The 22,108-nt window shown below is 62.5% G+C and carries 18 protein-coding genes and 1 tRNA gene; 9 read left to right on the top strand and 10 right to left on the bottom strand.

The features are described from left to right. Nucleotides 1–94 precede the first annotated feature (94 nt). Nucleotides 95–2,023 carry a transglycosylase SLT domain-containing protein gene (locus tag JOE27_RS24480; RefSeq protein ID WP_046786466.1) on the top strand — a complete coding sequence of 643 codons (1,929 nt, stop codon included), beginning with the start codon at nt 95–97 and terminating at the stop codon, nt 2,021–2,023. Nucleotides 2,024–2,077: 54 nt separating this feature from the next. Here the strand turns inward: JOE27_RS24480 and JOE27_RS24475 are convergent, their stop codons facing one another. Further along, on the bottom strand, nt 2,078–2,881 hold the full coding sequence (locus JOE27_RS24475) for an MOSC domain-containing protein (protein WP_115275413.1): 804 nt from the start codon (nt 2,879–2,881) through the stop codon (nt 2,078–2,080). A 55-nt stretch (nt 2,882–2,936) separates the two neighbouring features. Continuing rightward, complete coding sequence (locus JOE27_RS24470; RefSeq protein ID WP_204920587.1) at nt 2,937–3,872, bottom strand: chemotaxis protein CheV; 936 nt, start codon at nt 3,870–3,872, stop codon at nt 2,937–2,939. 354 nt (nt 3,873–4,226) lie between these two features. Between JOE27_RS24470 and JOE27_RS24465 the strand changes: the two genes are divergently transcribed. The 3 genes from JOE27_RS24465 to JOE27_RS24455 all read left to right on the top strand — a co-directional run bounded on the left by JOE27_RS24465 (nt 4,227) and on the right by JOE27_RS24455 (nt 6,660). Further along, a complete protein-coding gene (locus JOE27_RS24465) occupies nt 4,227–4,652 on the top strand; it encodes a hypothetical protein (protein WP_046786694.1) in 426 nt (141 codons plus the stop codon). A gap of 461 nt (nt 4,653–5,113) precedes the next feature. Further along, the gene (locus tag JOE27_RS24460) at nt 5,114–6,004 is read left to right on the top strand and encodes a sensor histidine kinase (protein WP_046786469.1); all 891 of its coding nucleotides are present in this window, start codon (nt 5,114–5,116) and stop codon (nt 6,002–6,004) included. Further along, complete coding sequence (locus tag JOE27_RS24455; RefSeq protein ID WP_046786470.1) at nt 6,001–6,660, top strand: response regulator transcription factor; 660 nt, start codon at nt 6,001–6,003, stop codon at nt 6,658–6,660. Before JOE27_RS24460 ends, JOE27_RS24455 begins: the two co-directional genes overlap by 4 nt. On the opposite strand, the gene yegS is transcribed toward JOE27_RS24455, so the two are convergent. Beyond that, on the bottom strand, nt 6,644–7,528 hold the full coding sequence (yegS, locus tag JOE27_RS24450) for a lipid kinase YegS (protein ID WP_046786471.1): 885 nt from the start codon (nt 7,526–7,528) through the stop codon (nt 6,644–6,646). The genes JOE27_RS24455 and yegS overlap by 17 nt on opposite strands. Before the next feature lie 453 nt (nt 7,529–7,981). Between yegS and JOE27_RS24445 the strand changes: the two genes are divergently transcribed. Continuing rightward, nucleotides 7,982–9,229: a glycosyltransferase family 4 protein gene (locus JOE27_RS24445; RefSeq protein ID WP_204920585.1), complete on the top strand. Its 1,248-nt coding sequence runs from the start codon at nt 7,982–7,984 to the stop codon at nt 9,227–9,229. On the opposite strand, the gene glp is transcribed toward JOE27_RS24445, so the two are convergent. Together glp and moaB are read right to left on the bottom strand one after the other, a co-directional pair. Continuing rightward, nucleotides 9,218–10,444, bottom strand: a complete 1,227-nt coding sequence (glp, locus tag JOE27_RS24440; protein WP_204920583.1) for a gephyrin-like molybdotransferase Glp — start codon at nt 10,442–10,444, stop codon at nt 9,218–9,220. The two genes, JOE27_RS24445 and glp, sit on opposite strands and share 12 nt — an antisense overlap. Beyond that, a complete protein-coding gene (gene moaB, locus JOE27_RS24435) occupies nt 10,428–10,967 on the bottom strand; it encodes a molybdenum cofactor biosynthesis protein B (protein ID WP_039604205.1) in 540 nt (179 codons plus the stop codon). Before moaB ends, glp begins: the two co-directional genes overlap by 17 nt. A gap of 176 nt (nt 10,968–11,143) precedes the next feature. Between moaB and JOE27_RS24430 the strand changes: the two genes are divergently transcribed. Both JOE27_RS24430 and JOE27_RS24425 read left to right on the top strand, forming a co-directional pair. Continuing rightward, on the top strand, nt 11,144–11,365 hold the full coding sequence (locus tag JOE27_RS24430) for a YgdI/YgdR family lipoprotein (RefSeq protein ID WP_046786473.1): 222 nt from the start codon (nt 11,144–11,146) through the stop codon (nt 11,363–11,365). A gap of 82 nt (nt 11,366–11,447) precedes the next feature. Then, nucleotides 11,448–11,524: transfer RNA gene (locus JOE27_RS24425), tRNA-Pro, on the top strand. A 53-nt stretch (nt 11,525–11,577) separates the two neighbouring features. Here the strand turns inward: JOE27_RS24425 and JOE27_RS24420 are convergent. Next, nucleotides 11,578–13,194, bottom strand: coding sequence for a methyl-accepting chemotaxis protein (locus JOE27_RS24420; protein ID WP_174141785.1), 1,617 nt, complete (start codon nt 13,192–13,194; stop codon nt 11,578–11,580). A 190-nt stretch (nt 13,195–13,384) separates the two neighbouring features. After that, nucleotides 13,385–15,148, bottom strand: coding sequence for an ABC transporter transmembrane domain-containing protein (locus JOE27_RS24415; protein WP_115275418.1), 1,764 nt, complete (start codon nt 15,146–15,148; stop codon nt 13,385–13,387). Nucleotides 15,149–15,351: 203 nt separating this feature from the next. On the opposite strand from JOE27_RS24415, the gene JOE27_RS24410 reads away from it, so the two are divergent. Beyond that, nucleotides 15,352–15,525 carry a PA1571 family protein gene (locus JOE27_RS24410; protein ID WP_187306333.1) on the top strand — a complete coding sequence of 58 codons (174 nt, stop codon included), beginning with the start codon at nt 15,352–15,354 and terminating at the stop codon, nt 15,523–15,525. 68 nt (nt 15,526–15,593) lie between these two features. Here the strand turns inward: JOE27_RS24410 and pdxB are convergent, their stop codons facing one another. From pdxB to rlmM, 3 genes are all read right to left on the bottom strand, one after another. Further along, nucleotides 15,594–16,736 (bottom strand): 4-phosphoerythronate dehydrogenase PdxB, encoded by a 1,143-nt coding sequence (pdxB, locus tag JOE27_RS24405; RefSeq protein ID WP_046786476.1) that lies wholly within the window; start codon nt 16,734–16,736, stop codon nt 15,594–15,596. Nucleotides 16,737–16,796: 60 nt separating this feature from the next. Beyond that, nucleotides 16,797–17,039, bottom strand: coding sequence for a sulfurtransferase TusA (gene tusA / locus JOE27_RS24400; RefSeq protein WP_012313540.1), 243 nt, complete (start codon nt 17,037–17,039; stop codon nt 16,797–16,799). Nucleotides 17,040–17,987: 948 nt separating this feature from the next. Further along, nucleotides 17,988–19,055, bottom strand: coding sequence for a 23S rRNA (cytidine(2498)-2'-O)-methyltransferase RlmM (gene rlmM / locus JOE27_RS24395; protein ID WP_046786477.1), 1,068 nt, complete (start codon nt 19,053–19,055; stop codon nt 17,988–17,990). A 223-nt stretch (nt 19,056–19,278) separates the two neighbouring features. Here rlmM and acnA point away from each other — a divergent pair, with 223 nt between their 5' ends. After that, nucleotides 19,279–22,020: an aconitate hydratase AcnA gene (gene acnA / locus JOE27_RS24390; RefSeq protein WP_115275419.1), complete on the top strand. Its 2,742-nt coding sequence runs from the start codon at nt 19,279–19,281 to the stop codon at nt 22,018–22,020. The last annotated feature ends 88 nt before the right edge of the window (nt 22,021–22,108 follow it).

Raw genomic sequence — 22,108 nt, 5'->3', positions numbered from 1 at the left:
ACCCGCTGCCGGCAAACAGCTAAGCTAGAACAATAGCTTCCAACAGTGCTGGCTCCGCCGTCACTTTCCCATGGTTCAACTGCCCGGACGTATCATGCGCAGCCGCCTGTTACAGATTGCTTCCTGCCTGCTGCTTACCGCCGCCACCGCCAGCGCGGCACAGGCCATCGACCTCTCCCAGCAACGTCAGTACTACGACGAGGCCAAGCGTGCATTGGCCAAGGGCGACAAGGGCCCGTACCTGCGCTATGCCCAGGCCCTGCGCGACTACCCGCTGACGCCCTACCTGGCCTACGACGAACTGACCGCTCGGCTGAAAAGCGCCAGCAACCAGGAAATAGAAGCGTTCCTGGCCAAACATGGCGACCTTCCCCAGGCCAACTGGATGAAACTGCGCTGGTTGCGCTGGCTGGCCGAACGCGGCGAGTGGAACACCTTCGTCAAATACTATGACCCCAAGCTCAACTTCACCGAACTGGACTGCCTCAACGGCCAGTACCAGCTGAGCCATGGCCTGCGCGCCGAAGGTTATGCCAGCGCCGAAAAGCTGTGGAACGTGGGCAAGTCGCAACCGGCCGCCTGCGACACCCTGTTCGGCATGTGGGCCGCCGAAGGTCAGCTGACCGAGGCCAAGCGCTGGAACCGCGCCAAACTGGCAGCCCAGGCGCGTAACTACTCCCTGGCCAACAGCCTGGTCAAATCGCTGACCACGCTTGGCCCGCAAGGCCGCCTGTTAATCGATGTGGCGCAAAAGCCCGAACTGCTCAACCAGCCATCGCGCTTCACACCGGTCAACGAGGCCATGTCCGATGTCGTCAGCCTGGGCCTGCGCCGCCTGGCTCGCCAGGACCCGCAGCGTGCCATGGCGCTGCTCGACGACTATGCACAGCGCATGCACTTTTCCTCGGACGAAAAAGTCGCGATCGCTCGCGAAATCGGTTTGACACTGGCACGCCGCTACGACCCGCGTGCCCTTGACCTGATGACGCGCTACGACCCGCAGTTGCGGGACAATACGGTCAGCGAATGGCGTCTGCGCCTGCTGCTGCGCCTGGGCCGCTGGGAAGATGCCTACGAACTGACCAAGCGCCTGCCGCAGGACCTGGCCAGTACCAGCCGCTGGCAATACTGGCAAGCACGCAGCCTGGAACTGGCCCAGCCAAACAACCCGCAAAGCCTTCTGCTGTACAGGAACGTGGCACGCGAACGGGACTTCTATGGCTTTCTCGCCGCCGACCGGGCGCAAACGCCCTACCAGCTCAACAACCGGCCACTGGTGCTGAGCCCGCAACTGGTCAGCAAGGTGCGTAACACTCCGGGAATCCAGCGTGCCCTGGAATTCCATGCCCGCGGCCAGATCGTCGACGGTCGCCGCGAGTGGTATCACGTCAGCCGACACTTCAGCCGCGACGAAATGGTTGCCCAGGCGCGCCTGGCCTATGACCTGCGCTGGTATTTCCCGGCCATTCGCACCATCAGCCTGGCCAAGTACTGGGACGACCTCGATATCCGCTTCCCGATGGCCCACCGCGACACGCTGGTGCGTGAAGCCAAGGTGCGCGGGTTGCACTCAAGCTGGGTGTTCGCAATCACACGCCAGGAAAGTGCCTTCATGGAGGATGCGCGCTCCAGTGTAGGTGCCAGCGGCCTCATGCAGTTGATGCCGGCCACAGCCAAGGAAACCGCGCGCAAGTTCAGCATTCCGCTGGCGTCACCGCGCCAGGTGCTCAACCCGGACACGAACATTCGGCTGGGCGCAGCCTATCTGAGTCAGGTACACGGCCAGTTCAACGGCAATCGGGTGCTGGCGTCGGCGGCGTACAACGCCGGCCCCGGGCGCGTGCGCCAATGGCTCAAAGGTGCCAAGCACCTGAGCTTTGACGTGTGGGTGGAGTCGATTCCGTTCGACGAGACGCGTCAGTATGTACAGAACGTGCTGTCTTACTCGGTGATCTACGGGCAGAAGCTCAATGCACCCCAGCCGTTGGTAGATTGGCACGAGCGGTATTTCGACGACATGTGAAGCAATGCCGCCTCTTCGCGGGCCAGCTCGCGAAGAGGCAGGTACTTGCTACCACTACTCCAGCACTTCGACTTCCATCCCCACCTCAAGCCGACCACGGCCATCCACCGCCAGGTTCTGCCCGAACAGGATGTCACCTTCGCGCTCGCGAAAGGTCTTGAGCGTGGCCAACGGCTCCCGGTCCGGGCTGCGCTCTCCGGTTTCAGGGTCCAGCGTGGTGAAGATGCACCGCACGCTCGGCTTGAGCACGCGAAACTCAAGCCCGCCAATACGAATGCGCTTCCAGCCATCTTCGGCAAACGGCTCTGCACCCTGCACCACCAGGTTCGGTCGAAAACGCAGCATCTCCATGGGCCGGCCAATGCGCCGGTTCAACTCCTGCAGCGACCCCTGGCCAATCAGCAATAACGGGAAACCATCGGGGAAAGCCGCCCTGTCGCTGTTCAAGCCATAACCGCTGGGCAGGTAGCGCGCCCGATGCTCGGGGCAGTGGACCAGTCGCACTGGCTTGCCGAGCAATTGCGATAGCCAGGCTGCGGCCTCATCGCCGGCATCCGGCACACGCAACGTGTCACGCCAGATGGTCACACCGCGCAGGCCGTCATCTGCAGGCGGCACCGCCACCTGCAGAGCTGGCAGGCCCGGGGCCTCCAGCAGCAGCGTACCTGCCGCCCCTTCGCCAGCCTTGAGCTGGCCGAGCTGCGGCCAGGCGCGCTGGGTGAGAAAGCGTCCGTTGTCTTGCTCGACCACCAGCCAGCGCCGGTCACCCGACAAACCCAGATTATCGACCAGTGAAGACTGCAGACATTGCGCCTGCCCGGACTTCACCGGATACCGATACAGCTCGCTCAGAAACATCCCTGCCTGCCTCGTGCCATGCCAAATGCCAGATTATACCCGGCAGCCGCAAGGATCACGCAGTGGTCGAATCCAGTAGCAAACGCTGCTTGACCACTTCGACCAAACGATCAGGCTGGAACTTGGAAAGGAAATTGTCGCAGCCGACTTTCTTGACCATGGATTCGTTGAAGCTGCCTGACAGCGAGGTGTGCAACACCACGTACAGCTTGCGTAGGCGCGCATCACTGCGGATTTCGGTGGTCAGCCGATAACCGTCCATTTCAGGCATTTCCGCGTCAGTGAACACCATCAGCAGTTTTTCGCACACATCTTCGCCTGCATCGGCCCAGCCCTTGAGCATGCGCAAGGCCTTCAGGCCGTCGCTGGCAACATGCAGTTTCATCCCCAGTTGCGAAAGGGTGTCACGCAGCTGCGCCAGCGCCACGCTGGAATCATCCACCAGTAGCACTTCGCGGCCACGGGCGCGAGCCAATATCGGGTCAGCGAGCTTGTCGTTGGAGACCTTCGCGTTGTAAGGCACGATCTCGGCCAGCACCTTCTCGACGTCAATGACCTCCACCAGCTGTTCGTCCACCTTGGTGATTGCCGTCAGGTAATGCTGACGGCCGGCACTGGAAGGCGGTGGCATGATGGCCTCCCAGTTCATATTGACGATGCGATCGACCCCACCCACCAGGAACGCCTGGACCGAGCGGTTGTACTCGGTGACGATGATGGTGCTGTCTGGCCCCGGCTGCAGCGGGCGCATGCCGATTGCCTGGGACAGGTCGATGACCGGCAAGGTCTGCCCACGCAGGTTGACCACGCCACAGACAAACGCGTGGCGCTGCGGCATCAAGGTCAACTTGGGCAATTGCAGCACTTCCTGCACCTTGAACACGTTGATGGCGAACAACTGGCGCCCGGCCAGGCGGAACATCAGGATTTCCAGGCGGTTCTCACCCACCAGTTGCGTTCGTTGGTCTACCGTGTCGAGAATGCCAGCCATTGGAAAACCCCCAGGCTCAAGTCGGAATAATGTGAGTTCATCCACCCTATATCGGCGGTTGCGTACGCAGCTTGACCCTTGAGCGAAAATGCTTCGCGGGCCAATTGATATCACATTAACATCATGCTTTACTGCAGCCAGTCAGCCTTGGGCCCATTGCCTGGAGCAGCTGTCGCCCCCCTAGAGCAATATCAGGGAAACCCTTAGCGTCAACCGGGTGCAACCTGATGTTCGCGCTATCCTTTAGCCATTAATGTGACGCCATTCTCACTGCATGAATGGAGTCAGGCTTTTGCTAGCGAACGACACGGCTTGGCCATCACCCGCTCCCGCGCTGCGGCCCGGGGCCTCATGATGGACAGTTCAGCTTTCGACAGCAGCGCCCTGCAGGACTTTCTGCTGGATGCGCAAGTGTTGCTGACCCAGTCCCAGGAGTGCCTTCAGCACCTGGAACTGATCGCCAATGACCCCGACGCCTGCCATTGCCTCATCAACACCCTCGATACTCTTGCCCGGCGCGCCAGCGGCCTGGGGCTGCTTGAAGTCGCCCAATACGCCTCTGCCTTGCAGCAACTGCTCGCTCCAGCCTGCAGGCAGTTGCACCTGCACAATCATGCTTTGCCTGCATTGGCGGCCTGCCTGACCCTGCTGGCCTGGCAACTGGAGCTTGTCGATGCGCACACCGGGCGGCTCGCCCTTGATGCCAGTGAACAAACCAACTTGCTTGCCGAACTGGCAAACGCACTGGGCCAGCCATTGCCGCAAACGTGTGCGCCTTGACAGGAAACCCGTAGCGAATGTGCTGACACGCACCAGGCCGGCCCCATGGCCAGTCGCCCAACTTGCGCAGGTAAACGCACTAGCAGTCATTGACGGTTTGCAACTAAGGCGACGGTGCTTTACCGAATCAGGATCCAACTTGTGAAGGGCTGAAAGTTGCCACACCCTGTTCTACCGGGATTCGCGCAAGTTGAACCGAGCAGGCCAATCGATGGTGGCTATTTGCTGCTCAAATCAGGCATCGCTCCCCCCTGATCGCCCCGCAAACCTTGAGGTTTCAAAGCATTCCCCGCTCGCGACCAAACCGGCCTGAAGTGATACCATGCGCACTAACAAATACCGGTCACCCGTATATGGATCGCCTCAACGCGCACTTGGCAAATATTGAAAGCACCACGCCAAAGCCTGCGGCAAGACATGCGCAAGGCCTCCATCAGCAAGGTTACAGTGGCTTCCCCTCTATGCTCCCACGCTTGAAGAATGCTCTGCGTTGCCGCTCCCTCGCCACTGTGCTGCGCTGGGCGACTGCATTGCTGTGCGTGGCGTCGCTGTTTGCCAACCTGCTGCTGTTCACCGGCGGCCATGCCATACCGGCCAGCCTGATGCTGTTGCAGCTGATAGCAATGTTCGGGGTCGGCTGGCACCTGAGCCAGGGTGCCAGGTCTATCAGCTTGCGCCCGGCAGAACTGGCCGATCGCATGCTCAAAGTCCAGGAAAGCGAACGCCAGCACCTTAGCCGCGAACTGCATGACGACATCGGCCAACTGCTGACCGCTGCCAAATTGCAGCTGGAGTGGTTGCAGCGGCGGCTGCCAAGCGATTTGCAGACGCAATGCGGCGCCCTGCACAGCACACTCGATGACACCCTGAGCAAGGTGCGTGACGTCTCTGCCATCCTCAATCCCCGGCAGTTGGTCAGCCTTGGCCTGGAAGCCAGCCTGCGTGCCCATCTGGTGCGCACGCTAGGCAGCACCGACATGCATTGGAGCCTGGAATGCCATCAAAGGCTGGGTGGCATTTGCGAGGAGGTGACCATGGCTGCTTTTCGCATCGCGCAAGAGGCGGTCACCAACATATTGCGCCATGCCAAGGCGCGCAACCTGACCATCCGCCTGCAGCGCAGCCCCACCGGCCTGAGCTTGTCGATAGAGGACGATGGCCAAGGCTTCATCCCCGCCGCCAATCCGGCTGAGGCAGGCCAGCGCGGCATGGCTGGCATGCAGGAGCGTGCCACAGCGCTCCAGGGCACACTGAAAATTACCAGCCAGCTTGGCCTCGGCACCCGGATCGAGGTCTTGTTCCCATGGCCACCACGCACCCATGAACGCGCCAGGACACCTGCTATCCGATGACCTGTAGACTGCTGCTGGTCGATGACCATTCGCTGATTCGAGCCGGGGTCCGTGCCCTGGTGTCTGACATACCCGGCTACACCGTGGTCGGCGAAGCCGACGATGGCGGCCAACTGCTCGAGCAAGCCCAGCAACTGGCGCCCGACATCGTGCTGCTCGACATTTCCATGCGCTCGACCAGCGGCCTCGATGCCCTCACCCTGCTGCGCGCCTCTGGCAGCACCTGCAAAGTACTGATCCTGTCCATGCACACCGACCCGGACCTGATCATGCGCGCCCTGGAAAGCGGCGCCCACGGCTACCTGCTCAAAGACGCCACCGCAAAGGAGCTGGAGCAGGCACTGGCCGCACTACGCAGTGGCGAGCGCTACCTCAGCCCGGCCATCGCCCACACGGTGATCAACCAGGCGCTGATGCGTGCGCAGCAGGGCAAGCAGCCAAACATCGACCGCCATAACCTCACTGCACGGCAACTGGAAATCCTGCGCCTGATCGTACGGGGCAAATCCACTCGCGAAATCGCTGCCGGGCTTGCCCTTTCGATCAAAACGGTGGAAACCCATCGCTCGCAGATCATGAAACGCCTGCAGATCTACGATGTCGCCGGGCTGGTACTGTTTGCCGTGCGCGAGAAAATCATCAGCCTGGATGACTGAGCAGCGGCGAGTTTGGCGGCAGATGCAGGCGCAGCGCCGCAGGCAGGGCCTCGAAGCGCAGGCTGTCAGCCTGTAACGGCTCACCATCGAGGTTGATGTCCAGGCCTTGGGAGCTCTTGATCTCTACCCAGGGCAAGCGCGCACGAACGAACAGCCCTTCGCCGGCCAGCAGCTCACGCAGCGCCCCCACCACTTCTTGCGGTGCCGGCAGGATAGCGATGTCGAGCAGGCCGTCATCCACCAGGGCATCGGCGCACAATACCTGACCGCCACCTGCCTGGCGGCCATTGCCGATGCCCAGCGCCAGCAAGTCACCCTGCCAGTGGAAGTCCGGGCCTTTCAGCTCCACCGACGCGGCCTGCAACTCACTGAAGCGCGACAGCCCGGTGAACAGGTAGGCCGCTGCGCCCAACACTTTTTTGAGGTCCTCGGAGGTGTTTGCCGTGACCTGACTGCCAAACCCGCCCGTGGCCATGTTCAGAAACATCTGGTCGCCAACCTTGCCCAAGTCGATTGGCCGTGCCGGCATATCCAGCAGCGCCAGCGCCTCAGCCGGCTGCAATGACACACCAGCGGCTTTGGCGAAATCATTGGCGGTACCCAAAGGCAGCAATGCCAGGCTGGCCTGAGTATTTGCCTGCCCCATGGCTTCGGCCACATCGCGCAAAGTACCGTCGCCGCCTCCTGCGACCACATGGGTGTAGCCAGCCGCCAGCGCCTCGGCAACCAGCCGCTGGGCATCACCTGCTTCCCAGGTCACCCGCACATCCAGCGTCCAGCCCCGCTCACGCTGGGCGAGGACGGCCTTGCGCACATCTTCGTTCATCGCCTGCTTGCCGTGCAGGATCACCATTGCCTTACCCATCACGCTTCTCCCAAGGGACCGCTCATTGCAGATCTCGACCACAGGCGCAGGCAGATTGCTGCATGCACCGGCTGATCATGCGCCAACGCCAGACACCCATGTGAACAAAAACCGGTCAGGCCCACATCAACAGCATTGAAAGCTTCAGCCATCAGGCGCATGATCGACAAATATTTGGCCAAAACCGATAAGGCACAATAAAAAGTCGGTTTTTTGACTTTTTGCCGCCAGAGCCTTGGCAGTTCGCAAGCTGCCCATTAGCGCTACGTGCAGCGCCCGAGTCGAGACTGTGAAATGAGCGTTCTCATCCCCTGCATGATCGACACAAGCGAGTACCTGGGCGAAGACGATAGCGTGGGCTTTACTCAAATGTATGGACGCGTCCCGGTTGCAGCCATCGGCTGACTGCCCACGGGCGCGTTTTTTGTCTGCAGCCTTTAGCGAGGATTGTGGTTCATGCGCATACTCTGGACGCTGCCCTACCTACCCTGGCCAACCACCAGCGGCAGCAAGACCCGGCAATACCACCTGCTGCGCGCCCTTGCGCAGCACGGGCACCGGATCACCTTGCTGGTGCAGTCGAAAGTCCCGCTGAACGATGCCACCCGCGAAGCGCTGGAGCCACTGGTCGAGCGGCTGATCGTGCTACCCCGCCGGGCGCTGCACAGCCCGCTTAACCTGCTGGCCTCACCGATCATCGACTACCCCATGCGGGCAATCATCAATGGCTTGGCGCCCTGCCTGCGCCACCGCTTCGAGCAGTTGCTGGACGAGCCCTGGGATGTCATCCAGATCGAGCACAGCTACGGCTTCCAACCCTTCGAAAAAGCCCTGCAGGCCCGCGGCCTGCCCTACATGCTCAGCGAACACACACTCGAATCGGTGATGGGCGCCGCCTGCCATGATCGCCTGCCACTTTGGCTGCGCCCGCTCAATGCGTTCGACCGTTGGCGCTATCGTCGCTGGGAGCAACGCGTACTCTGCCAGCCCACCGAAGTGGTTGCGGTGAGCACCCATGACGCCGAACTGATAAGCCAGATCAGCGGGCGCCCAGTGAACGTAGTGGTCAACGGTGTGGATTGCGAGTATTACCAACAGGTATGTCCCGCACTGCACAGTCAGCGACTGCTGTTCGTCGGCAACTTCGAATACGGTGCGAACCTTGAGGCCATCGAATGGGCGCTGGAAGAAATCCTGCCGCAGGTGTGGATGAGCAACCCTGCGGTGCGCCTGGCCATAGCCGGGCATGCCATGCCGGCCTCATGGAAGCTGCACTGGAACGATCCCCGCATCGAATGGCTGGGTTATCGCCCTGACCTTCGCGAACTGCAGCGGCGCTCGGCGCTGTTCTTCGCCCCTCTGCGATACGCCGGCGGCTCCAAAGTCAAGATTCTCGAAGCCATGGCTGCCGGGCTGCCGGTGATCACCACCAGCAAGGGCGTTTCAGGCCTTGCCGTGAACAACGGCGAGCATTACCTGGGCAGCGATGACGGTGACCAGTTGGCACTGCTGATTACCCAACTGCTCAACCAACCCTGGCGCATGTGCCAACTGAGCGAGGCCGGCCGCCAGTTTGCCCGGCATCGTCATGACTGGAGCGTGGCGGCGCAGCAACTGGAGAACGTGCACATGCGCCTGACCCAGTCAGCGCCTGCCACCGCCCCGCAACCTATAGACCCGTGGCTAGGGCGATCAACCAAGTAGTTCGCTCAACGGTATGAACGGTACGCTGTCACCCTGCTGCGGCGTGCTGCCTTCGCGCACCTCCACCAAGCCCTCAGCCCAGGCGGCGCTGCGCAACACGCCTGAGCTCTGGTTCTTGTAGATGCGCACCCGGCCGTTGTCGATCCGCGCCCGCAGGTATTCGCGACGGGTTCCGGCCTTGGGCCAATCGAAACCCGCAGGCACGTCGAAACGTAGCGGAGTGACTTCGGTAACCCCTTGGCGGCGCAGCAAGTAAGGGCGCGTGAGCAGGCCGAAGGTCACCAGCGTCGACGCAGGGTTGCCTGGCAGGCCGATCACCGGCACACCTTGATAATGCCCGAATGTCAGCGGCTTGCCTGGCTTGATCGCCAGCTTCCACAAGGCCAGCTCGCCCGCCTCACGCAGCGCCGCGCCCAGGTAATCGGCCTCGCCCACGGAAACTCCCCCGGTGGACAGGATCAGGTCGACATCACCCAGGCTGGCCAGGCACTGGCGAGTCCGCACCAGGTCATCAGGCAGGATGCCCATGTCGCGCACTTCACAGCCCAGGCGTTGCAACCAACTGACCAGCAGGCGGCGGTTGCTGTTGTAGATCTGCCCTGGGCCCAGTGGCAAACCTGGCTCGACCAGCTCGTCGCCGGTGGACAACACTGCCACCCGTACCCGACGCACCACCTGCAGTTGAGCATGCCCCAAGGTTGCGGCCAACCCCAGTTCGATCGGGCCCAGGCGCGTTCCTGCGACCATCACCTGTTCGCCCTGGCGTGTTTCCTGGCCTTGGGGACGGACATTCTGCTCAGGCTTGATCGGTTCGAGGAAACGCACCCGGCCATCCTCCAGCACCTCGGTGTTTTCCTGCATCTCGACGCAGTCGGCACCGGCCGGCAGCGGGGCGCCGGTGAAGATCCGCGCGCACGTGCCGGGCTGCAACGGCTCGGGCGCGTGCCCGGCAAAAATGCGCTGGCTGACGGGCAACGGCTGGCCTTGGCAATCGGCCAGGCGCAGTGCGTAGCCATCCATGGCACTGTTGGGCCAGGGCGGCAGGTCGAGCGAGGCAACCAGGTCGGTCGCCAGCACCCGGCCTTCGGCCTCGGCCAGCGGGACGGTTTCGGTGTCCTTGATCGGCGCGGCCTCGGCCAAGGCCAGCAGGCGCTCCAGCGCTTCTTCCACCGGCATCAATGGCCGGGCCTGCGGCGCCTCAGCCACGGCTTTCACAAGCCGCTGCCTGCTTCAGGTGCGCAACGAAATTGCACGGGCGATGGCGGGCATCGAGCTGCTCGGCAAGGATACCGTCCCAGCCAGTGCGCACAGCATTGGTCGAGCCCGGCAGGCAGCACACCAGCGTGCCGTTGGCCAGGCCGGCCAAGGCGCGCGACTGAACGGTCGACGTGCCGATGTCGGCAACGGAGATCTGCCGGAACAGCTCGCCGAAGCCTTCCACTTGCTTGTCCAGCAGGCAGGCCACGGCCTCAGGCGTACTGTCGCGCCCCGTGAAGCCGGTGCCACCGGTAATCAACACGACCTGCACGCGGTCATCGGCGATCCAGGTGGCAACCTGGGCGCGGATCTTGTAGAGGTCGTCCTTGAGCAGCTTACGCTCAGCCAGCTGGTGGCCCGCCGCAGTCAGGCGGTCGACGAACATCTGCCCGGAGGTGTCGGTTTCAAAGGTACGGGTGTCGCTGACCGTCAGCACGGCAATATTCAGGGCCACGAAGGGGGTATCTGCCTTGGCTTTCATGAGTGTTCATCGCAGGGGAAAGGGATGGCCGCATTTATATCACAGGCTGCCCTGCGGCAACCTTGACAGACCCAGGTCAATACTCAGCGATTGGCGCTATGCTGCACTGTAGAAGGAACTTGCGCAGACGCCTTGCGTCTTAACGTCATCTAGCACCATCGCACTGGAGAAACACGATGATTAAACGGACCCTTCCCGCCTTTCTGCTCGCCCTGGGCCTGGGCGCCCTCGCTGGCTGCGCCTCGCCAACCGTGATCACCCTGAACGACGGTCGTGAGATCCAGGCTGTGGACACTCCGTCCTTTGACGAGGACTCTGGCTTCTACGAGTTCGAGCAACTTGATGGCAAGCGTACGCGCCTGAACAAAGACCAGGTTCGTACCGTCAAGGAGCTCTGATCGAGCGCCCTGTTTTGAGCCTAAGCCCTTTTAACAACAAGGGCTTGCGTTCGAAAAAACCATGCAGTAGGATTTCGTTCATCGGAGTGTAGCGCAGCCAGGTAGCGCGTCTCGTTCGGGACGAGAAGGCCGCAGGTTCGAATCCTGTCTCTCCGACCAAATCCTTCAAAAAGCCCGCCATTGTGCGGGCTTTTTGTCATGCGCGATAAGCACTACGCGGTAAGCCGCGAAGTGACCTCACCCAACTGCCCCGACAGCCCATGCAGGCGCTGGCCTGCCTGCTCGGTGTGCTGCACTGCCTCCTGGTTGGCTGTGGCGATGCGGGTAATCTCGACCAGGTTGCGCGAGATGTCCTCGGCCACGCTGGTCTGCTCTTCAGCGGCCGTGGCGATCTGCCGGTTCATGTCACGGATGGCCTCAACCGCCGTGGTGATGCGCTGCAGCATCTGCCCAGCCTGCTGCACCTGCTCGGCCCCCTCCTCGCTGCGCTGCTGCCCGCTTTCGATGGCCTTGACCGCGTCCACGGCACCAGACTGTACCGCCTCGATGATCTGATGGATTTCGGCGATCGACGCCGCCGTGCGCTGAGCCAGGCTGCGCACCTCGTCGGCGACCACCGCAAAGCCGCGCCCGGCCTCACCCGCACGGGCCGCTTCGATGGCCGCATTGAGCGCCAGCAGGTTGGTCTGCTCGGCGATACCACGGATCACTTCCAGCACCTTGCCGATGCGCGAACTGTCAGTTTCAAGATCGCGGATTACCGCCGCAGTACCTGCGATCTCCCGGTTGACCACGCCAATGATGTCGATGGTCTGCTGCATTACCCGCTCGCCAGCCTGGGCACTGTGGTCGGCTTCATCGGCCGCGCGCGCGGCTTCGGCGGCGTGACGGGCAACCTCTTGAGCAGTGGCGGACATCTCGTGCATCGCCGTGGCCACCTGATCGGTACGCTGGAACTGGTCATGGGTACCGCGCGCCATGTCACCGGCGATGCTGCGCAGCTGGCCACTGGCGCCCTCCAGCTCTTGGGCATTGTCCTTGAGCCGGCCAACGGTTTCGGCAAGGAAATCACGCAAGGTATTGGCCGCCCGCGCAAGGCGCCCCAGTTCATCCTCGCGACGGCTGTCGACCCGAGCGCCAAAGCGGCCCTGGCTCAATTGCGCTACGTACTCGATCAACTGGCTGATCGGCTCGATCAGGCTACGGTTAACCCGCCACAGGCTGAGCAAACCGACCAGCAGTGCCGACCCGAGCATCACCAGCATACCCAGCCATACCGTGCGCTCGGCCCTGGCATTGATGCTGGCGGCGCGCTCACGGGCGTCGGCGCGCAACTGCTCGACCAACGCGCTCATCTGCTCGCTGGCAGCACGGTCGACACCTTTGACCGCCAGATCGCCGGCGACGGGGTCACCACCTGCGGCCAGAAACGCCTGGCGCCCCTGCGCGTAGGCCACACCCAATTGCCGATGGCTGTCACGCAGTTGCTGCAAAGGCTCCTTGAGCTTCTGATCACTGCTGTCGATCAGTTGCCCAAGCAACTGCTGAACCTGCTGTTCACGGGCCTGGAACTGCTGCCAGTACTTCTCCAGATCAGCCGGCTGGCGGCCGCGCAGCAGCACGTTCTTCCACTCCTGCACCTGGATCTTGAACTGCAGGTTGGCTTCGTCGATCGATTGCGAGGCCTGCAGTGGTCCATCGACCAGCGTGGCATAACTGCGCACGCTGGAGGACAGAAACTGGAAGCACACCAAGGCAATCAGCAGCATCGCCGCCAGGCTGCCGCCGAGCAGGGTAAGAATTTGTACTCTGAGGGATTTACGCAACATCGCAGATCTCGGGAACAAGGAATGAGGAAACAACGCGCCGCTGGCAGCGCCGCCACAGACATCCATGTCCTCGTTCGCAGGCCAAAAAAAAGCTGCCATCAATCGATAGCAGCCAGGTCGAGCACTTACGCAACAGTTGAAGGGATAGTCTCAAGCAATTGCTACAAAAATGTTACAAGCCTTCGATGCGTCAACCTGCGTTGAACTGCAGCGAGGCCAGCCTGGCGTACAGCGGGCTCTTTTCGATCAGTTCACGGTGGGTGCCCACCGCCACCAGGCGCCCCTTGTCGATGACCGCGATGCGGTCGGCATGCTGCACCGTGGCCAGGCGATGGGCGATGACCAGCGTAGTGCGGCCCGCCATCAGGCTCGGCAGCGCCTGCTGGATCAAGTGCTCGCTCTGCGCATCGAGGGCGCTGGTGGCTTCGTCGAGCAGCAGGATCGGCGCATCCACCAGCAACGCCCGCGCAATCGCCAGACGTTGCCGCTGCCCGCCCGACAGGCCAATACCACCCTCGCCCAGCGGTGTCTGGTAACCCTGCGGCAGTTGCCGGATGAACTCATCGGCATGTGCGCCACGCGCCGCCGCTTCGACCTCGGCCAGGCTCGCCTGCGGGCGCCCATAGCGGATATTGGCCTCGACCGTACCGCGGAACAGTGAGGGGTTCTGCGCTACCAGGGCGAACTGGCGGCGTAGTTCGCCCAACGCCAGGCTGGTGATTGGCTGGTTATCCAGAAGGATGCCCCCCTGCTGGGGGTCGTAGAAGCGCAGCAGCAAGTCGAACAATGTCGATTTGCCCGCGCCGGATGGCCCCACCAGCGCCACGGTCTGGCCTGGCTCGATGACCAGGCTCAGGTTGTCGATGGCGGCAACCGATGGCCTGGAAGGGTAAGCAAATACCAGGTTCTTGAGCTCGATACGCCCACCAGCGCGCTGGCGATGCAGCGCAAACGGCTGCTCGGCCTCTAGAATGCTGCTACGCGCCGCCAGCAGTTCGGCGATACGCTCGGCCGCGCCGGCGGCGCGCTGTAGTTCGCCGATGACTTCGCTCAAAGTACCGAAGGCACTACCGACGATCAGGCTGTAGAACACGAAGGCTGCCAGTTCGCCTGCGGAGATGCGCCCGGCGATCACATCCATGCCGCCGACCCACAACATCACCCCCACCGCGCCCAGCACCAGCACGATGACCAGGGTGATCAACCAGGCCCGCTGCGCGATACGCTGGCGCGCCACGGCGAAGGCCGCCTCTACCGTTCCAGCGAACAGCTGGCGGTCTAATGCCTGGTGGTTGTAGGCCTGCACGGTCTTGATCTGCCCCAGCGTCTCGGCCACATAGCTGCCCACATCCGCCACCCGATCCTGGCTCTGGCGCGACAGGCTGCGCACGCGCCGGCCAAACAGCAGGATCGGCGCCAGTACCAAAGGCAGGGCCACCACGACGATACTGGTGAGTTTGGGGTTGGTGATGAAAAGCAGCACGACACCGCCGATCACCATCAGGGCGTTGCGCAGGAACATCGACAGTGATGAGCCGATGACCGCCTGCAGCAATGTGGTATCCGCGGTCAGCCGGGACTGGATTTCCGAGCTGCGGTTGTCTTCGAAAAAGCCAGGGTGCAGCCCTATCAGGTGATCGAACACAGCGCGGCGAATATCGGCCACGCACCGCTCACCGATCCAGGAAACCAGATAGAAGCGGCTGAATGTGCCTACCGCCAACGCCAGCACCAACAGCAGGAACAGGCCGATGGTCTGATTGAGCTGGTGCGCCGAACGGGTCATGAACCCCTGGTCCACCAACAGGCGAATGCCTTGCCCCATGGACAGTGTAATGCCGGCGGTCACTACCAGAGCCAGCAACGCCAACAGCGCTTGGCGACGGTATGGGCGCATGAATTGCCAGCAGAGAAACAAGGCGCGACGCTGACGTGAAGAAACCGGTTCGGGCATGGCGATGGACCACAATGACAGTGAAACAGCAGCCTACCATTCATCCCGCCTGGCAGTGGCTATAGCCCATCGTTCTAAAACGCCTCTGGAGGTTTGCCGCACTTTCTGGTGGACTGTAGCTGTCGTGACCTCCAAGAGCCGCTGTCACAGGCCAGTCACGGCACAGGTTTACCTTGATATTGGACCTGATGAGGAGACTGTAGATGAGCTTGCAGCATGGCAGCGACACCCAGAAGCCCCAGAACACCCCACAACCGAAGGTCTGCGGATCGATCATCGATGCCCAGGGCCGTGAAGTACCGATCACCGAGCAAATGATCCAGCAGGCCTGCAAGGACCTCGAGGAAAGCCGGGTGAAGAAGGTGCGCAAGGGCTGAATGAAGAATTGCTTGAAACCCGGCGCTGGCGCCGGGTTTTTATTTGCCCGGAATGTTCTGCCTGCTCGTCAAACGACCACTGCACCCAAGGCATTGACCATCTGCACCAACTGCGGAGCCTCGCCCCGCAACCGCACCGCTAACCCTTCGATTTCACGGCGTGGCGGATACTGTTTGCGCAACAGGTCGAACGCCGCGCGCTGCTCGGCCGCATCGTCGCTCAGGCTGCGACGGAAATCGGCATCGTCGCGGCGCGGGTCGTACACCGCCCGGCACAACGTCGCCAAGGCCCAGCCAAGGTCAGCTTCGCCATCGAACTCGATCTGCGCCAGTGGCGGTTTGGGCAGCAGATCCTGCAACTGCACGCGCTCGGCCTCACCCAGGAAGCGGCACAACGCCTGGTAGATCTGCGCCGTGCCGCGCTGGCGGCCATCCAGGCTGTAGCCGGCGATGTGCGGCGTAGCCAGGGTGCAGAGGTCGGCCAGTTGCAGGTCGACCTGCGGCTCGCCCTCCCATACATCGAGCACAGCGTGCACGTCTTCACGGTCCAACAGCAACTCACGGAGGGCGACGTTATCCACCACCGGCCCACGGCTGGCGTTGATCAGCCATGCGCCAGGGCGCAGCTGTGCGAGCTGCGCTTGGCCCAGCAGGTGCCAGGTCGGGTGCTCGCCGCCACGCTGCAATGGGGTATGCAGGCTGATCACATCGCATTGTTCGAGCACAGTTTGCAGGCTGACGAAATCGCCCCCCTCAGCCGCCTGGCGCAACGGGTCGCAGACCAGCACCTTCCAGCCCATGCCGTGCAACACGCGCACCAGCCGGCCACCGACCTCCCCTGCACCCACCACGCCGTAGGTGCGCTGGGGCAGCGCTGCACCGTCCAGGTCGGCGAGGGTCAGCAGGCTGCCCAGCACGTAGTCGACCACACCGCGGGCGTTGCAGCCCGGCGCGCTGCTCCAGTGGATGCCGGCTTCGGCAAAGTAATCCAGGTCCAGGTGATCGGTGCCGATGGTGCAGGTGCCGACAAAGCGCACCTTGCTGCCTTCGAGCAATTGCCGGTCGACCTTGGTCACCGAGCGCACCAGCAGCACATCAGCCTCTTTGACGCTGGCGGCGTCCATGCTCCTGCCAGGGTAACGGCGGATCTCGCCGAAACCTTCGAAGAAGGCATCGAGCAGCGGGATATTCTCGTCGGCAACTATCAGCATGGCGCTCTCCTGTCTGGGGAACGCAGTGTAGGTGCTATGCCCGGCACGATCCAGCGTGGATCAGTCGGCTTTCTTGCGAATCCAGTACAGGTAGGTACCGGCCTCTTCCTGCTGCTGCAGCAGTTCGTGGCCGAGGAAGTTGCAGAACTTGGGAATGTCGCGCCGGGTCGAGGGATCCGTAGCGATGACCTTGAGCAGGCCGCCGGCGGCCAGATTGCGCACGTGGGTGTGCAGCATCATCACCGGTTCTGGGCAGTTCAGGCCGGTGGCATCAAGGATGGCGTCGGGGGTGAAGTCAGTCATGGGGTGCTCCGCAAATGATCGCTATTGTGGCGCATAGCGTGGCGCGGACCAATAGTCACCTGCACGCCCGGCGCCGCAAGCACAGCTTGCTCTCCCTCTCCCTCTCCCTCTCCCTCTCCCTCTCCCTCTCCCTCTCCCTCTCCCTTTGCCTTTGCCTTTGCCTTTGCTTTTGCTTTTGCTTTTGCTTTTGCTTTTAAGCGCGCGGTAGCTCAGTCACTACAGATTGCGACTTCAGGAGGCCGAGCGCAGGTCTTGCGGAGGGAGGTGACGGGCATGGATGCCCGTCAAGCGCTGCGGCCCATGGATGGGCCGTCAGCGCGGTCCTCCCGGGAGCAAGGCCGGAGCGAGGGAACCCCGAAGCGTAGCGTAGGGGCCGGATGATAGGAGCCAGCCTTTTTTGGTTACTTTTTGGGGCGTTTGCCAAAAAGTGACCCGCCGTAAGGGCGGAAAGGTGGGTGAGCGTCGCTACAGCAAATGGATATGCCCGGATGAATGAACCCCCCCGCATGAGCTTTGGCTTCTGGCTTCTGGCTTCTGGCTTCTGGCTTCTGGCTTCTGGCTTCTGGCTTTCAGCTAGCGTGAATATCCATTTGCCGTGGCGGCGCTCACTCACCTTTCCGCCCTTACGGCGGGTCCCTTTTTGTCTTGGCAAAAAGGAACCAAAAACCGCCCGCTCCCATCATCCGGCCCCTACGCTACGCTCCGGGGTTCCCTCGCTCCGGCCTTGCTCCCGGGAGGACCGCGCTGACGGCCCATCCATGGGCCGCAGCGCTTGACGGGCATCCATGCCCGTCACCTCCCTTCGCAAGACCTGCGCTCGGCCTCCTGAAGTCGCAATCTGCGGCGTCTGAACTATCGCGCGCTTAAAAGCAAAAGCAAGGCAACGGCAACGGCAACGGCAACGGCAACGGCAACGGCAACGGCAACGGCAACGGCAACGGCAACGGCTTACTTTCGTGGTTTCAGGTCCAGCCTGCGCAGATGGCACGTCACTTCCTCGCGGTCGTGATACAGCTGCTTGCAGGCAATCGACACCTTGACCTTGCGCGCCTTGAAGGTCGCCTCCATGCGGTCCAGTAAGCGACGCACCTCGGCATATCGCTGCTTCATCGGCAACTTAAGGTTGACCACCGCCTCCCGGCACAAGCCCTCCCCCAACCAAGTCTCGATCAACGAAGTGGTGCGCGCCGGCTTCTCGACGATATCGCAGACCATCCAGTCCACCGGTTGCTTGGGCTGCCAAGTGAAGCCGTCGGCCATCAGGTGCTGAACCAGCCCGGTGTCCATCAAACTCTCTGCCATCGGCCCATTGTCGATAGCAGTGACCAGCATGCCACGGCGCACCAGTTGGTAAGTCCAGCCACCCGGCGATGCCCCAAGGTCCACCCCGGTCATGTCATCGCCCAGCCGCTGCTCCCACTGCTCCCGTGGAATGAACTGGTGCCAGGCCTCTTCAAGCTTCAAGGTCGAGCGGCTCGGCGCTTCACGCGGGAATTTCAAGCGCGGAATTCCCATCGGCCACAGCGCACTGTTGTTCGCCTCGGCAACGCCAACGAATACCCGACGACCACTGATGAAGGTCAGCAACAGGCGAGGCAGGCTGGCGTTATCGACCAAGCGGCCGGCTTTTTCCAAAGCCTTGCGCAGCGGCACCTCGAACTTGCGACAGAACGTCGACAGCTCCTTACCGTCGTTGCTGTCCAGCACCTCCAGCCACAGGCTGCCAAACACCGGCAGTGTTGCCAGATGCTCGAGCAACACGCTGATCCGATCGGTCTCAGGCAGTTCGATGTAGCCGCCACGCGCCCACTGGCGCGGGAAGATCAGTTGGGCAAAGCGCAGCTGCGCCATCAACCGTTCGGCACCTTCGGCTTCGGCGCAGACAAACTCGGCGCAGGCGCTCTGCGGCTTGCCTTTGGCATAACCGGCAACCCCCAGGCGGGCAGCGTGTTCGCTGATCTCGGCGCAGACCTCGCCCTCGAACCCGGGCCGGCAATGCATGAACAGGGTATTCATCTCTCACTCCACTACGGCTGGCGCACCACAGGCGCCGGCAGGGCGTCGATGATAAAGGAAGATCGGAACCTGCGACATGCCCCGCCGGTCCAGAATAGGGTCAGGGCAGACAAACCGGTCTAACCTGACTCTTCAGCCAGGTCCGTACCGTGCGGGCCGAAACAGAGCGGTGACACCGGCATCATCCAGCCAATGCCGGGCACCGGTGCATAAGGAGTTGGCAATGCCCTCGCTCGATAGCCTGAAAACCCTCAAGACCCTCAAGGTGGCCGACCAGACCTACCATTACTTCAGCCTTACCGAGGCTGCACGACAACTAGGCGACCTGCAGCGCCTGCCCATGTCGCTCAAGGTACTGCTGGAAAACCTGCTGCGCTGGGAAGATGGCGAGACGGTCAGCAGCGACGACCTGCGCGCCCTCGCCGACTGGCTGCAAGACCGTCGTTCCGATCGCGAGATCCAATACCGCCCAGCGCGGGTATTGATGCAGGATTTCACCGGCGTACCGGCGGTAGTCGACCTGGCGGCCATGCGCGCTGCCATGGCCAAGGCCGGGGGCGACCCGCAGCGGATCAACCCGCTGTCGCCCGTGGACCTGGTGATCGACCACTCGGTGATGGTCGACCGCTACGCCACCCCCCAGGCGTTCGGTGAAAACGTCGACATCGAAATGCAGCGTAATGGCGAACGATATGCCTTCCTGCGCTGGGGCCAGAGCGCGTTCGACAACTTCCGCGTAGTGCCGCCGGGCACCGGCATCTGCCACCAGGTCAACCTGGAGTACCTGGGCCGCACGGTATGGACCCGTGAGGCCGATGGGCGCACCTATGCGTTCCCCGACACCTTGGTCGGCACCGATTCGCACACCACCATGATCAACGGCCTGGGCGTGCTCGGCTGGGGCGTTGGCGGGATCGAAGCGGAAGCTGCCATGCTCGGCCAGCCGGTGTCGATGCTGATCCCGGAAGTGATCGGCTTCAAGCTTACCGGCAAGCTGCGCGAAGGCATCACCGCCACCGACCTGGTGCTGACCGTGACACAGATGCTGCGCAAGAAAGGCGTGGTCGGCAAGTTCGTCGAGTTCTATGGTGACGGCCTGGCCGACCTGCCCTTGGCCGACCGTGCCACCATTGCCAACATGGCACCGGAATACGGCGCGACCTGTGGCTTCTTCCCGGTCGATGAGGTCACCTTGGACTACTTGCGCCTTTCGGGCAGACCGCAGCAGACGGTGCAACTGGTCGAACAGTACTGCAAGGCACAGGGCCTGTGGCGCCTGCCGGGGCAGGAACCGCTGTTCAGCGATACCCTGGCCTTGGACATGGGCGAAGTCGAAGCTAGCCTGGCCGGGCCAAAACGCCCCCAGGACCGCGTTGCGCTCGGCCAGGTCAGCCAGGCGTTCGACCACTTCATCGAACTGCAGCCCAAACCCCTGGCCAAAGAGGTCGGCCGCCTGGAAAGCGAAGGCGGTGGTGGTGTGGCAGTGGGCAATGCCGACCAGGCCGGCGAGATCGACTACAGCCACCAAGGCCAGACCTATACCCTGCGCGATGGTGCCGTGGTAATCGCCGCAATTACCTCCTGCACCAACACCTCCAACCCCAGTGTGATGATGGCGGCCGGCCTGGTGGCGAAAAAGGCCCTGGAGAAAGGGCTGCAGCGCAAGCCATGGGTAAAAAGCTCGCTGGCGCCCGGCTCCAAAGTGGTCACCGATTATTACAATGCCGCCGGGCTCACTCCTTACCTCGACCAACTGGGTTTCGACCTGGTCGGCTACGGCTGTACCACCTGCATCGGCAACTCCGGTCCACTGGACGAAGCCATCGAGACCGCCATCGGCAGCGCCGACCTGACCGTCGCCTCGGTACTGTCAGGCAACCGCAACTTCGAAGGCCGGGTGCACCCGCTGGTCAAGACCAACTGGCTGGCCTCGCCGCCACTGGTGGTGGCCTACGCCCTGGCCGGCAGCGTTCGCCTGGACCTTACCCGTGACCCGCTGGGCACCGGCAAGGACGGGCAGCCGGTGTACCTGCGTGACATCTGGCCCAGCCAGCAGGAAATCGCCGACGCCGTGGCCAAGGTCGACACGGCGATGTTCCACAAGGAGTACGCCGAGGTATTCGCCGGTGACGCCCAGTGGCAAGCCATCGAAGTGCCGCAGGCGGCCACTTACGTGTGGCAGGACGACTCCACCTACATCCAGCACCCTCCCTTCTTCGACGGCATTGGCGGCCCATTGCCGGTGATCGAGAACATCCAGGGTGCGCGCATTCTCGCCCTGCTTGGCGATTCGGTGACTACCGACCACATTTCCCCGGCCGGCAACATCAAGGCCGACAGCCCGGCCGGGCGCTACCTGCGCGAAAAAGGCGTCGAACCTCACGACTTCAACTCATACGGTTCACGGCGGGGCAACCATGAGGTGATGATGCGTGGCACCTTCGCCAACATCCGCATCCGCAACGAGATGCTCGCCGGTGAAGAAGGCGGCAACACGTTGTACGTGCCCACTGGGGAAAAGCTCTCGATCTACGACGCGGCCATGCGCTACCAGGCTGAAGGCACGCCGCTGGTGGTGATCGCCGGCCAGGAATATGGCACCGGCTCCAGCCGCGACTGGGCAGCCAAAGGCACAAACCTGCTGGGGGTCAAGGCGGTACTGGCGGAGAGTTTCGAGCGCATCCACCGCTCCAACCTGGTCGGCATGGGCGTACTGCCGTTGCAGTTCAAAGCCGGGCACGATCGCAAGCAACTGGGGCTCACCGGCAAAGAGCGAATCGACGTACTGGGGTTGGCCGGGGTTCAGTTGAAGCCAGGCATGAGCCTGCAACTGCGCATCACCCGTGAGGACGGGCAGCAGCAAGACATTGAGGTACTGTGCCGGATCGATACGGTCAATGAAGTGGAATACTTCAAAGCCGGCGGGATTTTGCACTATGTGTTGAGGCAATTGATCGCCAGCTGAAAGCCAGCTGACCGGGGCGCAAATGCGCCCCTTTTTTGTGCCGGAGGCTGGCTCTTGGCCAGCCAATGAGTCATGATTTGACCTGCAC

Origin of the sequence: Pseudomonas sp. M5, assembly GCF_016907075.1 — a bacterium.
Taxonomy (GTDB): domain Bacteria; phylum Pseudomonadota; class Gammaproteobacteria; order Pseudomonadales; family Pseudomonadaceae; genus Aquipseudomonas; species Aquipseudomonas putida_E.
The sequence above is the reverse complement of the archived record's forward strand: the minus strand, read 5'-3'. Positions and strand labels throughout refer to the sequence as shown.